The sequence below is a fragment of the Streptomyces sp. NPDC053493 genome (assembly GCF_044544825.1).
In the GTDB taxonomy this organism is placed as follows: domain Bacteria; phylum Actinomycetota; class Actinomycetes; order Streptomycetales; family Streptomycetaceae; genus Streptomyces.
Genome location: NZ_JBITXS010000004.1, coordinates 54,026 through 66,128 on the forward strand (window position 1 = coordinate 54,026; position 12,103 = coordinate 66,128).

Consider the following 12,103-nt stretch of genomic DNA (forward strand, 5'->3'; position numbering starts at 1 on the left):
GTCAGTCGACCGCGAGGCCCTTCAGGCGCTTGGCGATCTTCGTCAGGCGCTCGCCCTGGTAGCGGGCGGCCGCCAGGACCTTCTCGTCGGGGGCGCCGTTGGTGCCCGGGTGGGCGGTGCCGTACGGGTTGCCGCCGGCCGCGTAGACGGACTGGTCGGTGAAGCCGGGCGAGACGATGACCGATCCCCAGTGGTGGAAGGTGTTGTAGAGCGCGAGCAGCGTCGACTCGTTGCCGCCGTGGGTGTTGTACGCGCTGGTGAAGGCGGTGGCGGGCTTGTCGGCCATCACGCCCTGCTGCCACAGGCCGCCGGTGGTGTCCATGAACTGCTTGAGCTGGGCTGCGACGTTGCCGAAGCGGGTCGGCGAGCCGAGCGCGTAGGCGTCCGCCCACTCCAGGTCGTCGAGCGCGGCGACCTCGACGGCGTCGGCGGTGGCGTCGACGTGCGCGCGCCAGGCCGGGTTCGCGTCGATGGCCGTGTCGGGCGCGAGCTCGGCGACCCGGCGGAGGCGGACCTCGGCGCCGGCCTTCTCGGCGCCTTCGGCGACGGCCTGGGCGAGCTGGTGGACGTTCCCCGTGGCCGAGTAGTAGATGACGGCGACCTTGACGGACATGACGAGCCCTCCAAAAACCGGACGACAAACGGATTACTTTCCGTTTCAATGCCATCAGGCTAAGCGGACAGCTATCCGCTTCGCAAGAGGTGCGGGTATGCTCGGGAAGGAACGGAACGGACCGAGGGGGGAACGGGCACCGAAGGAAAGGCGGGCGGCGGGTCATGAGCACGAGGAAACCGGGCACCGACGAGGCGGCCGGCCGGCCCGGCCCGGGCGCGTCGGCACCCCTGCTCAACCTGCTCCCGACCGTCGGAGGCCCGGCGCCCGAACGCGCCGACGCCGCCCGCAACCGGCGCAAGATCCTCGACGCCGCCGCCCGCATCGTCGCCGAGCAGGGCCCCGAGGCCGTCACCATGAACCAGGTCGCCCACGCCAGCGGCATCGGCGTCGGCACGGTCTACCGCCGCTTCGGCGACGTCTCGCAACTGCTCTGGGCCCTGCTCGACGACCGCGAGCGGCAGTTCCAGGAGGCCTATCTCGGCGGGCCGCCGCCGCTCGGCCCCGGCGCGCCGGCCGCCGAACGTCTCGACGCCTTCCTCGACGCGCTCGTGGACCGCGTCGTCGAGCAGCGCGCGATCCTCCTCGCCGCCCAGACCGCAGCCCCCGTCGCCCGCTACACCAGCGGCGCCTATCTCGCGATGCACGCCCACGTCACCCTCCTGCTCGCCGAGGCCCGCCCCGCCGCCAACGCCGCCCTCGTCGCCCATCTCCTCCTGGCCCCGTTCTCGCCGAGCCTGATGCACCACCTCTCCGAGGAACAGCGCCTCTCGGCCGCCGAACTGAAGGCGGGCATACGCCAGTTGCTCGGCCTGCACGCCTCCTAGCGCTCCCAGGGCTCCCAGCGCTCCCAGCGCGTCCATTCCTCGGAACCGCTCTGGACCGTCCGGGCCCGGGCCCGGACGATCGGAGCCATGACGACCACTCCCGGGCCCGCCCCCTCCAGGGCCACCGCCTCCGCGACCACCCCCTCCGCGACCACCCCCTCCAGGGCCACCTACCTCGTCCTGCACGGCTTCCAGAACCACCGGCCGCCCGGCCACTGGCAGCACTGGCTCGCCGGGGAACTGCGCGGGCGAGGGCACGAGGTGCGGTATCCGCAGTTGCCGGAGCCGGACGCGCCCGTGCTCGCGCACTGGCTGGACGCGCTGGAGGAGCACGGCCGACGGCCGCGGGAGGGCGAGTTCGTGGTCCTCGCGCACAGCCTGGGAGTGCTGCTGTGGCTGCGCGCGGTGGCCGCCGGGCGGGCGCCCGCGGCGGACCGGGTGCTGCTCGTGGCGCCGCCCTCGCCGCCGGTGACCGCGTCGATCCCCGAGATCGCCGGCTTCGCGGACGGGCTCGATCTGACCCTGACGGCGCCCAAGGCGACCGCCCGGCTCGTGTACGGCGACGGCGACCCGTACTGCCCGGAGGGCGCCGACCTCCACTACGGCCGCCCGCTCGGCCTCGACCAGGACCACGTGCCGGGCGGCGGGCACCTGAACCCGGACCACGGCTACGGCCCCTGGCCGTCGGTCCTTGAGTGGTGCGAAAACCCGGCGACGCGGGTGCGGGGCACCCACTAGCGTCGGCCGGATGTTCCCGGAGATCACACCGTACGACGAAGGCATGCTCGACGTCGGCGACGGCAACCGCGTCCACTGGTCCGTCGCCGGCAACCCGCGCGGCAAGCCCGCGCTCGTGGTCCACGGCGGCCCCGGCTCGGGGTCCTCGCCGAACTCGCGCCGGCTCTTCGACCCCGAGCGCTACCGGATCGTCCTCTTCGACCAGCGCGGCTGCGGGCGCTCCACCCCGCACGCGAGCGACCCGGCCGCCGACCTGTCCGTCAACACCACCGCCCACCTGGTCGCCGACATGGAACGGCTGCGCGTCCACCTCGGGATCGACCGCTGGCTGCTGTACGGCGGATCCTGGGGCTCCACGCTGATCCTGGCCTACGCCGAGGCCCACCCGGAGCGGGTCAGCGAGATCGTGATCGCGGCCGTGACGACCACCCGCCGCTCCGAGACGGCCTGGCTCTACGAGGGCGTCGGCCGTTTCTTCCCCGAGGCGCACGAGCGCTTCCGCGCCGGTGCCGGGCACGCAGAGGACGTCGTCGGGACCTACGCGGCCCTGATGAACCACCCGGATCCCGCCGTACGGGAGCGGGCCGCGGCCGACTGGTGCGCCTGGGAGGACGCGGTCCTGTCGCCGGAGGGCCAGGGCACCCCGTACACCGACCGGGTCGACGACACCCGCCTCGGCTTCGTACGGATCTGCTCGCACTACTTCGCGCACGGCGCCTTCCTGGAGGAGGGCGCCCTGATCAGGGACGCGCACCGGCTGGCCGGCATCCCGGGCGTCCTGGTGCACGGCCGGGTCGACATGGGCGGCCCGCTGATCACGGCCTGGGAGCTGGCCCGCGCCTGGCCCGACGCCGAGCTGCACGTGGTGGAGCGGGCCGGTCACCTGGGCGGCGACGAGACCCGCCGTCTCGTCCTGGACGCTCTCGAACGCTTCGCGAAAGAGTGAGCCGCCGGGCGAGCCCTCCCGCCCGGCGGGATGATCGGAACATGAGCCCCGAGATCCACCTCGCCCAGCACCCGGAGGCCGACGAGCTCCTCGGCCGCTCCCCGCTCGCCGCGCTCGTCGGCATGCTCCTCGACCAGCAGGTGCCCATGGAGTGGGCGTTCTCCGGCCCGTACACGATCGCGACCCGCATGGGCCACGACGACCTGGACGCGCACGAGATCGCCGCCCGCGACCCGGAGGAGTTCGCCGCGCTGCTCTCCGAGAAGCCGGCCGTGCACCGCTATCCCGGCTCGATGGCCAAGCGGATCCAGCAGCTCTGCCAGTTCCTGGTGGACGAGTACGGCGGTGACGCGGAGGCCGTGTGGCGGGACGCGGACGGCGGCGCGGAGCTGCTGGCCCGCCTGGAGGCGCTGCCCGGCTTCGGCAGGCAGAAGGCGCAGATCTTCCTGGCGCTGCTCGGCAAGCGTTACGGCGTACGGCCGGACGGCTGGCGGGAGGCGGCGGGCGCGTACGGCGAGCAGGACTGCTACCGCTCGGCGGCCGACATCACCGGACCGGAGTCGCTGGCGAAGGTGCGCGCCCACAAGCAGGAGATGAAGGCCGCGGCGAAGGCGGCCAAGACCACCCAGGCCACCAAGACCGCCAAGCCTGCCAAGACCGCCAAACCGGCTCGGGTGGCCAAACCGGCGCAAAAGAAAGGGAATTGATAATTCCTCATGTCAATCCTGTTCTACCTGACAGGAATTGTGTGAGATGTGTTCACAGAGGCACCCGGCGATCGCTAACTTCCCCTCAACCTCGTACGCATCGGGAAGGACTTCTGTGAACGCATCCCAGCGCAGAGCCGCCGCCGTTCTCGCCGCCGCGGCACTCGCCACCCCGCTCGTGCTCGCCGCGCCCGCCACCGCCACCCCCGCACCCGGGGCCGCCGAGGCCCGCGACGCCGCGAAGCTCGCGCGGAAGCTGGTCCGCGAGACCACCGCCCAGGACGCGTACAAGCACCTGCAGAAGTTCCAGGCGATAGCCGACTCGGCCGGCGGCCACCGCGCCGCCGGCTCCCTCGGGCACGACGCCTCGGCCGCGTACGTCTACACCCAGCTGAAGAAGGCCGGCTACGCCGTCGCGTACCAGAAGTTCGACTTCATCTACACCGAGACGCTCGCCGAGAAGGCCGCCGTCCTCTCGCCCGCCCCGCGCGACCTGCCGATCCGGGCGATGAGCTACACCAAGTCCACCCCGGTCGGCGGCATCAAGGCCGACCTGGCCGCCGTCCCGGTCGACGCCGACGGCACCACCGGCTGCGAGCCGGGCGACTTCGCCTCCGGCACCTTCACCGGCAAGATCGCGCTGATCAAGCGCGGCGGCTGCACCTTCGCCGCCAAGCAGCAGAACGCGGCCGCGGCCGGCGCCGTCGGCGCCATCGTCTACAACAACGCGGACGGCGTGCTGTCCGGCACCCTCGGCGACCAGGCCTCGGCGAAGATCCCGACCGGCGGCATCACCCAGGCCGAGGGCGAGAAGCTCGTCGCCGACCTCGCCAAGGGCCCGGTGAACCTCTCCTTCGAGGTCCGCCAGCTCCAGGAGAAGCGTTCCACCAACAACGTCATCGCGGAGACCAAGGGCGGCAACGCCGCCAACACCGTGGTGCTCGGCTCCCACCTCGACTCCGTCACCGCCGGCCCCGGCATCAACGACAACGGCTCCGGCTCCGCCGGCCTCCTCCAGACCGCCCTGGAGCTCGCCAAGTCCAAGGACAAGGTCCGCAACAAGATCCGCTTCGCCTGGTGGTCCGCCGAGGAGAACGGCCTGCTCGGCTCCGAGCACTACGTCGAGAACCTGAGCGACCTCGGCAAGAAGGAGATCAAGCTCTACCTCAACTTCGACATGATCGCCTCGCCGAACTACGGACTCTTCGTCTACGACGGCGACAACTCCGACGGCGTCGGCGCGGGCGCCGGGCCCGAGGGCTCCGCCCAGCTGGAGCGGGACATCAACGACTTCCTCGGCAAGCGCGGAGTCCCGCACGAGGGCACCGACTTCACCGGCCGCTCCGACTACGGCCCGTTCATCGAGGTCGGCATCCCCTCCGGCGGCACCTTCACCGGCGCCGAGGGCATCAAGACCGCCGCGCAGGCGCAGAAGTTCGGCGGCCAGGCGGGCGTCGCGTACGACGTGAACTACCACGCCAAGGGCGACACCCTCGCCAACATCAACATGACCGCCTTCGACGTCAACATCGACGTCATCGCCAACGCCGTGGGCACCTACGCCCACGACCTCAGCTCCCTGAAGAAGCCGGTCGTCTCCGTCCCGACCACCGGCGACGCGGGCAGCGGCGGCGGTCTGCACGGCGACCACGACGAGGTGACCGAGTAACGACCGGAGTGATCACCTCAGCGTGATCACCTCCGCCTGCGCGCGGTCCCGAAGAGCGACCGGGTGATCTCCCGGCCCAGCTGGGTGCCGACGGACCGCGCCAGGGACTTGAACAGGCCGCTTCCCACAACCTGTTCGGCGAGCGAGGGCTCCTCCTCCGGCGGCTTCCGCCGCTGCGGGGCCCTCGCCGCCTCCTTCTCCGCCGCCGCCCGCTCCGCCGTCTCCTTCTCCGCCGCCGCCCGCTCCGCGGCGGCCTCCGCCGCCCGCTGCTCGGCCGTCAGCTTCTCGTACGCCGACTCCCGGTCCACCGCCTGCGCGTACCTCCCGTAGAGCGGCGAGGCCTTCACCGCCGCCTCCAGGTCCGCCGCCGGGACCGGGCCCATCAGCGACTGCGGCGCCCGCAGCCGGGTCACCGCCACCGGCGTCGGGGCGCCCTTCTCGCTCATCACGGTGACCACCGCCTCGCCCGTGCCGAGCCCGGTCAGGGCTCCCTCCAGGTCGTACGCCGACCTCGGGAAGGTCCGTACGGTCGCCTTCAGCGCCTTCGCGTCGTCCGGAGTGAACGCGCGCAGCGCGTGCTGGACGCGGTTGCCGAGCTGGGCGAGCACGTCGGAGGGCACGTCCTTCGGCGTCTGGGTCACGAAGAAGACGCCCACGCCCTTCGAACGGATCAGCCGCACGGTCTGCGTGACCGACTCCAGGAACGCCTTCGACGCCCCGTTGAACAGCAGGTGCGCCTCGTCGAAGAAGAAGACCAGCTTGGGCTTGTCGACGTCACCGACCTCCGGAAGGTCCCCGTACAGATCGGCGAGCAGCCACATCAGGAAGGTCGAGAACAGCTGCGGCTTGTCCTGCACGGCCGGCAGCTCCAGTACGGAGACGATGCCGCGCCCGTCCTCGGCCGTGCGCAGGAACTCGGCCGTGTCGAAGTCCGGCTCCCCGAAGAAGCCCGCCGCGCCCTGCTGCTCGAAGGCCGTGATCGACCGCAGGATGACTCCGGCCGTCACCGTCGACAGCCCGCCGATGCCCTTCAGCTCCGCCTTCCCGGCGTCGGAGACCAGGAACGCGACCACCGCCCGCAGGTCCTTGAGGTCGATCAGCTCCAGGCCCTTGCTGTCGGCGTAGTGGAAGATCAGGCCGAGCGACTGCTCCTGGGTCTGGTTGAGCTGGAGCACCTTCGACAGGAGCACCGGGCCGAAGCCGGTGACGGTGGCCCGGATCGGAATGCCGGTGCCGAGGCCGCCGAGCCCGTAGAACTCGCAGGGAAAGCCGGTCGCCGTCCACTCCTGGCCGACCTGCCCGGCCCGTTCGCGGACCCGCTCGCCGTCCTGGCCGGGCGCGGAGACGCCGGAGACGTCACCCTTGATGTCGGCGAGGAAGACGGGCACGCCGTTCGCCGAGAGCTGCTCGGCGATCAGCTGGAGCGTCTTCGTCTTGCCGGTGCCGGTCGCGCCGGCGACCAGGCCGTGCCGGTTGAGCATCGGCAGCGGGATGCGGACCTGCGCGTCCGGGTGACACACGCCGTCCCAGAGCAGAGCCCCCAGATCGAGTGCGGCTCCGTCGAAGGCGTACCCGGCGGCGATCTCCGCCACGGGGGTGGTCGACGGCTGCTCGCTCACGCTCATGACGGTCCCCTGTCCGGGTTGCATCCGATTTGTCCCAGCATCGCACCGGGGCCGCGTGGCTGCGCCGGGAGCCGCTCGCCCGGTAGGCTTTCCGTGTGATCTTCAAGCGCATCGGAAACGGCCGGCCGTATCCCGACCACGGCCGGGAAAGCACCCGGCAGTGGGCGGACGTGGCGCCGCGCCCGGTCCGCCTCGATCAGCTGGTGACCACCAAGGGCCAGCTGGACCTGGAGACGCTGCTCGCCGAGGACTCCACCTTCTACGGCGACCTCTTCGCGCACGTCGTGAAGTGGCGAGGCGATCTCTATCTGGAGGACGGACTGCACCGGGCGGTCCGCGCCGCGCTCCAGCAGCGCCAGGTGCTGCACGCCCGCGTCCTCGAGATGGACTGACCGGCCACCGGCGGACCGTCCCGACAGCCCTCCCCGACGGACCCTTTGATCCTTTCGGGGCCTCTTCGCGCCCATCCGGACGCGATCACATGATCATCCAGTAGGCATCCTCCGCGGGCGGCATTACGCTGCGTTCATGAGCATGCTCACTCCCCCCGGAATGGGCGGAAAGTACCGCATCACGGGGGATGTCTACCCGCGCATGCGCCGCCCCCACCGCCGGCGCAGGATCGTCCTCGGGGCCACGGCCGCCGTGCTCGTGCTCGGCGCGGCCGGCTGGGGGACTCTGCAGCTCGTCGACGTCTTCTCGGGCGGCGACGGGAAGACGACCACCGCCGCCGGCAAACAGGCCGACTGCAAGCCCGCGCCCAAGGCGACCGCTCCGCCCGCCGCCGCCCTGCCCAAGCCCGCCCAGATCACGGTCAACGTCTACAACGCGACGCCGCGCGCCGGTCTCGCCAAGACGACCGCGGACGAGCTGAAGAAGCGCGGCTTCCTCATCGGCAAGGTGGGCAACGCGCCCGCCGCCTACGACAAGAAGGTCCCCGGCACCGGGCTGCTGCTCGGCGCGCCCGGCGCCTCCAAGGGCATCTTCTCCGTCGTCGGCACCCAGCTGAAGGGCGCCACGACGAAGGTCGACGCCCGCACCACGGCGGACGTCGACCTGATCATCGGCACGGCCTTCAAGACGCTGGACCCGAAGGCGGCGGCGGACGCGGCGCTCGTGGCGCTCAACAAGCCGAAACCGGTCCCGGCCCGCTGCTGAAGTGAAGCAGCCCTGTCGGTCGCCGCGTGTGCGTCTCCGCGTACGGGTGTACGCGGAGGACGCGCGGGCGTCACGGGTCGGGCCCGGCTAACGGGGCGTACGGGTCGTACGGGTCGTACGTACGGAGCGGGCGGCTACTCGGCCGTGCCGTACATGCGGTCGCCCGCGTCGCCGAGGCCCGGCACGATGTAGCCGTGCTCGTTGAGCCGCTCGTCGACCGAGGCCGTCACGACCGTCACCGGCGTGCCCGCGAGCTCGCGCTCCATGAGCTCGACGCCCTCCGGGGCGGCGAGCAGCACGACCGCCGTCACGTCGTCCGCGCCGCGCTTGATCAGCTCCTGGATCGCCGCCACCAGCGTGCCGCCGGTCGCGAGCATCGGGTCCAGGACGTACACCTGGCGGCCGGACAGGTCCTCCGGCATCCGCGTCGCGTAGGTCGACGCCTCCAGCGTCTCCTCGTTGCGGATCATGCCGAGGAAGCCGACCTCCGCGGTCGGGAGCAGCCGCACCATGCCGTCGAGCATGCCGAGCCCGGCGCGCAGGATCGGGACCACCAGCGGTCGCGGGTACGACAGCTTCACGCCGGTCGTCGGCGTGACGGGGGTCTCGATGTCGACCTGCTCGGTGCGCACGTCCCTGGTCGCCTCGTAGGCGAGCAGGGTGACCAGTTCGTCGGCGAGCCGGCGGAAGGTCGGGGAGTCCGTGCGCTTGTCGCGCAGAGTGGTGAGCTTGTGTGCGACCAGCGGGTGATCGACGACGTGGAGACGCATGACTCAACAGTATCCGGGTCAGGGGCCGGATCCGGGACATGGGCCGGGGCTGGCGTCAACCCGGGCGGGCGAGGGAAGGTGGGTGGCACAGGGACCCTCGTCACGAGGTGGTGTGGCCCATGCCCGACCCGGAAGACCCGACCGGCGGAGCGACTCCCGAGGAGCCCCGCCAGGAGACGGACGCGGAGCGCCGCCGGCGCCGCGCGCAGTTCCTGCGCGAGCTGAACGAGGCGAAGGCGCTGCGCGACCGCGTCCAGCCGCGGCGCGCCCGGGCGGCCCGGATGCGGCAGGCGATGCGCATGCGGACCTTCCGGTGGTGACCGCCCCGCACACGGCCGTGCCGGCGGCCGCGAGACCGACCGCGCCGGCCACGACGACAACCGCGGCGACAGCCACGAAGACAGCCGGATGGACAGCCGGACGGACGGCCGGACGGACGGCCGGGAACGACGCGTGGCCTGACCCGCGCGCCCCGCGACGCGCCCCCTCCGTGCGCCGGGGTCGCACGCCCGCCCGAACCGGGCGTCGTTCAGACTGATGCACGACGCAAGAGCCGAAGACCTCTCCTGAGGCCGAGGTTTCTGTCACGATGCCGATTGGGCGGGGCATCAGGAGCGCGCCGCCGGATCATCACACCTCTGATCAGTGGGAGAGTCAGGTGTACTTCGCCGCACTGCTCGCGCGCACCGAAGACGGGTGGGAAGCGAGCGATACAGAGCTCGACAGTGTGGAGACGCTGGCGGACCTGGCCGATCTGGCCCGCGAGTCCGCCACCGACGACGGGGAAACGGTGATCGTCTTCATCGAGCAGGAGGATGCGTGGTTCGGCATCGTCCGCGTCGACGGCGAGGACGACCCCCGGGTCTTCGTCTCGAACGCGGCCGCCGCGGCCCGCTCCTCGTACGGGGAGATCCTCACCTCGGAGATCCTCGGCGACGACGACCAGGACGGCGCGCTCGACGAACTGGTGGACCTGGACGGCACCGAGGACGGTGAGCCGGAGGCGGACGTGGACGACGAGCCGGCGGACGCGGCCGGTGTCGCGCCGGCCGGGCCGCTCGGCGAGACCAGGATCCTGGCCGACCTCGGCCTGCCCGAGAAGGAGCTCCTCGCCCTGACCGACGACGCCCTCGGCGAGATCGCGGAGGCGATCGGCGCCTCGGACATCCTGGAGGCCGTGCGCTAGTGGCGCCCCTCGCGACACCCGGCCCGGATCGCCACCAGGATCAGGGCCGGGGCCAGGGTCAGGACCTGGGCCGGGCCCAGGACCAGGCCCACGACCAGGGCCGGAGCCAGGGCCGGCACCCCGATCCCGTACGAGATCCCTGGCGGGATCCGATGCGGCGCGCGCTCGCCGAGGCCGACCGGGCCGCGCTGGCCGGGGACGTCCCGGTCGGCGCGGTCGTGCTCTCCCCGGACGGCTCGGTCCTCGCCGTCGGCCACAACGAGCGCGAGGCGACCGGCGACCCGACCGCCCACGCCGAGGTGCTGGCGCTGCGGCGGGCGGCCGCGGCGACCGGCGAGTGGCGGCTGACGGGCTGCACGCTCGTCGTGACCCTGGAGCCCTGCGTGATGTGCGCGGGCGCCCTCGTCCAGGCGCGGGTCGAACGGGTGGTCTTCGGCGCCTGGGACGAGAAGGCGGGCGCGGCCGGCTCGCTCTGGGACCTCGTACGCGACCGCAGGCTCAACCACCGTCCCGAGGTGGTCCACGGGGTCCTCGAGGCGGAGTGCTCGGCCCAGCTGACCCGGTTCTTCCGGACGCGCTGACCTGCGAAGGGATACGGATTTCAGTCCACGGGCACCTTTGGGCTAAGCTCTCTCTCGGTAGCGTGTCCGAGCGGCCGAAGGAGCTCGCCTCGAAAGCGAGTGTGGGGAAACTCACCGAGGGTTCAAATCCCTCCGCTACCGCTCAGATCGAAGGCCCGGTGCATCGCACCGGGCCTTCGGCGTTGCCGGACTTCCGAGTTCGGGGAGACGGCCGGAGAGACGGCGAGGACGCGGCCGGACGAGGGCCGAAATGACGACCGAGGAGACCGCCGGAGAGACGGCCGGAGAGACCGTCGGAGAGATGACCGGGGAGTTGGCCGGGGGGAACGGCATCGGGGGGACAAGCCGCTCCCCCCGATGAGAGCCGGCCCTGTCAGCCCGGCGCCGCGGTCAGGGGGAAGCACGCGGCGCGGACCCCGCAGTGAGGGCCGGTTCCACAGCCCCGCGGACTCCTGCCAGACCCGCCGGGCTCGACATCCATCCTGCGCTTCCGTCACTCTTCCGGGGGCCGGCAAAAGGCCCCGATCACCGGGCCCTTGGTCCATAAAGGCTCGGTTAGACTCACGCGACCAGGGGAGGGCAGACGCATGGCGCAGGCGAAGAAAATCGCACTCTACGCGGTCGTGGTCTTTGTGCTGTACACGATCATCACGTCCCCGGCCCGGGCGGCGGACCTCGTCCAGGTAGGGTTCGAGGGCATATCGAGCGCCGCTCAAGGCGTCGGCCAGTTCATGACCGAGCTCGTGAACTAGCGACCAGCGTCACCACGGTCGCCCGGCACCGCGCGCCAGGACTACCAGGAGTACCGCCGTGATCCGCCATCTGGTCCTCTTCAAGCTCAACGACGGCGTACAGCGCGACGAGCCGCGCGTGGTCGCCGGCGTCGAGGCCTTCCGCGCCCTCGGTTCGCAGATCCCCGAGCTGACGTTCTGGGAGTGCGACTGGAACATCACCGACCGGCCGATCGCGTACGACTTCGCCATCAACTCCGCCGTCGAGGACACGGACGCGCTCCAGCGCTACCTGGACCACCCGGCCCACCAGGCGGGTGTCGCGCAGTGGCGAGAGTTCGCCACGTGGGTGATCGCCGACTACGAGTTCAAGGGCTGAGCCCCTCCCCTTCCCCTCCGGGCCCCTCGCCGTCCACCGGCGAGGGGCCCGGATTTTTACCCGCCCAACGTGCCCTCAACACGTGGTTATACGGTGCTTGCACACAGTGGACATGTCTTGTGATGCTATGACCGCTTTTGACGGATGAGTCGACCGAAGTTGACATGAAGGGG

General features: G+C 71.6%; 15 protein-coding genes and 1 tRNA gene. 13 read left to right on the top strand and 3 right to left on the bottom strand.

Features of this window, described 5'->3' with window-relative positions; all coding sequences use genetic code 11:
• Nucleotide 1: 1 nt before the first annotated feature.
• Complete coding sequence (wrbA, locus tag ACIGO8_RS13560) at nucleotides 2-613, bottom strand: NAD(P)H:quinone oxidoreductase (protein WP_399728707.1); 612 nt, start codon at nucleotides 611-613, stop codon at nucleotides 2-4.
• A gap of 164 nt (nucleotides 614-777) precedes the next feature.
• Here wrbA and ACIGO8_RS13565 point away from each other — a divergent pair, with 164 nt between their 5' ends.
• The 5 genes from ACIGO8_RS13565 to ACIGO8_RS13585 all read left to right on the top strand — a co-directional run bounded on the left by ACIGO8_RS13565 (nucleotide 778) and on the right by ACIGO8_RS13585 (nucleotide 5,500).
• On the top strand, nucleotides 778-1,440 hold the full coding sequence (locus ACIGO8_RS13565; protein ID WP_399728710.1) for a TetR/AcrR family transcriptional regulator: 663 nt from the start codon (nucleotides 778-780) through the stop codon (nucleotides 1,438-1,440).
• 87 nt (nucleotides 1,441-1,527) lie between these two features.
• Nucleotides 1,528-2,178 (top strand): RBBP9/YdeN family alpha/beta hydrolase, encoded by a 651-nt coding sequence (locus ACIGO8_RS13570; protein ID WP_399728713.1) that lies wholly within the window; start codon nucleotides 1,528-1,530, stop codon nucleotides 2,176-2,178.
• Nucleotides 2,179-2,188: 10 nt separating this feature from the next.
• Nucleotides 2,189-3,124: a prolyl aminopeptidase gene (gene pip, locus ACIGO8_RS13575; protein ID WP_399728716.1), complete on the top strand. Its 936-nt coding sequence runs from the start codon at nucleotides 2,189-2,191 to the stop codon at nucleotides 3,122-3,124.
• 41 nt (nucleotides 3,125-3,165) lie between these two features.
• Nucleotides 3,166-3,831, top strand: a complete 666-nt coding sequence (locus tag ACIGO8_RS13580; RefSeq protein WP_399728719.1) for an HhH-GPD-type base excision DNA repair protein — start codon at nucleotides 3,166-3,168, stop codon at nucleotides 3,829-3,831.
• Nucleotides 3,832-3,946: 115 nt separating this feature from the next.
• Nucleotides 3,947-5,500, top strand: a complete 1,554-nt coding sequence (locus ACIGO8_RS13585; protein ID WP_399728721.1) for a M28 family metallopeptidase — start codon at nucleotides 3,947-3,949, stop codon at nucleotides 5,498-5,500.
• 26 nt (nucleotides 5,501-5,526) lie between these two features.
• On the opposite strand, the gene ACIGO8_RS13590 is transcribed toward ACIGO8_RS13585, so the two are convergent.
• Nucleotides 5,527-7,125 (bottom strand): helicase HerA-like domain-containing protein, encoded by a 1,599-nt coding sequence (locus ACIGO8_RS13590; RefSeq protein WP_399728724.1) that lies wholly within the window; start codon nucleotides 7,123-7,125, stop codon nucleotides 5,527-5,529.
• A 95-nt stretch (nucleotides 7,126-7,220) separates the two neighbouring features.
• Between ACIGO8_RS13590 and ACIGO8_RS13595 the strand changes: the two genes are divergently transcribed.
• Both ACIGO8_RS13595 and ACIGO8_RS13600 read left to right on the top strand, forming a co-directional pair.
• Nucleotides 7,221-7,517, top strand: a complete 297-nt coding sequence (locus ACIGO8_RS13595; protein ID WP_009067182.1) for a type II toxin-antitoxin system VapB family antitoxin — start codon at nucleotides 7,221-7,223, stop codon at nucleotides 7,515-7,517.
• A gap of 136 nt (nucleotides 7,518-7,653) precedes the next feature.
• On the top strand, nucleotides 7,654-8,283 hold the full coding sequence (locus tag ACIGO8_RS13600) for a LytR C-terminal domain-containing protein (protein WP_399728727.1): 630 nt from the start codon (nucleotides 7,654-7,656) through the stop codon (nucleotides 8,281-8,283).
• Nucleotides 8,284-8,417: 134 nt separating this feature from the next.
• Here the strand turns inward: ACIGO8_RS13600 and upp are convergent, their stop codons facing one another.
• Complete coding sequence (gene upp / locus ACIGO8_RS13605) at nucleotides 8,418-9,053, bottom strand: uracil phosphoribosyltransferase (protein WP_399728729.1); 636 nt, start codon at nucleotides 9,051-9,053, stop codon at nucleotides 8,418-8,420.
• A gap of 119 nt (nucleotides 9,054-9,172) precedes the next feature.
• Between upp and ACIGO8_RS13610 the strand changes: the two genes are divergently transcribed.
• The 6 genes from ACIGO8_RS13610 (at nucleotide 9,173) to ACIGO8_RS13635 (ending at nucleotide 11,930) form a co-directional block, all read left to right on the top strand.
• On the top strand, nucleotides 9,173-9,373 hold the full coding sequence (locus ACIGO8_RS13610; protein ID WP_399728732.1) for a hypothetical protein: 201 nt from the start codon (nucleotides 9,173-9,175) through the stop codon (nucleotides 9,371-9,373).
• A gap of 338 nt (nucleotides 9,374-9,711) precedes the next feature.
• Nucleotides 9,712-10,239, top strand: a complete 528-nt coding sequence (locus tag ACIGO8_RS13615; protein WP_399728734.1) for a hypothetical protein — start codon at nucleotides 9,712-9,714, stop codon at nucleotides 10,237-10,239.
• Between the two features lie 152 nt (nucleotides 10,240-10,391).
• Nucleotides 10,392-10,820, top strand: a complete 429-nt coding sequence (tadA, locus tag ACIGO8_RS13620) for a tRNA adenosine(34) deaminase TadA (RefSeq protein ID WP_399730028.1) — start codon at nucleotides 10,392-10,394, stop codon at nucleotides 10,818-10,820.
• A 56-nt stretch (nucleotides 10,821-10,876) separates the two neighbouring features.
• Nucleotides 10,877-10,961: transfer RNA gene (locus tag ACIGO8_RS13625), tRNA-Ser, on the top strand.
• Between the two features lie 446 nt (nucleotides 10,962-11,407).
• Nucleotides 11,408-11,572, top strand: coding sequence for a hypothetical protein (locus tag ACIGO8_RS13630; RefSeq protein ID WP_164986384.1), 165 nt, complete (start codon nucleotides 11,408-11,410; stop codon nucleotides 11,570-11,572).
• Nucleotides 11,573-11,630: 58 nt separating this feature from the next.
• A complete protein-coding gene (locus tag ACIGO8_RS13635) occupies nucleotides 11,631-11,930 on the top strand; it encodes a Dabb family protein (protein WP_399728737.1) in 300 nt (99 codons plus the stop codon).
• Nucleotides 11,931-12,103 lie beyond the last annotated feature (173 nt).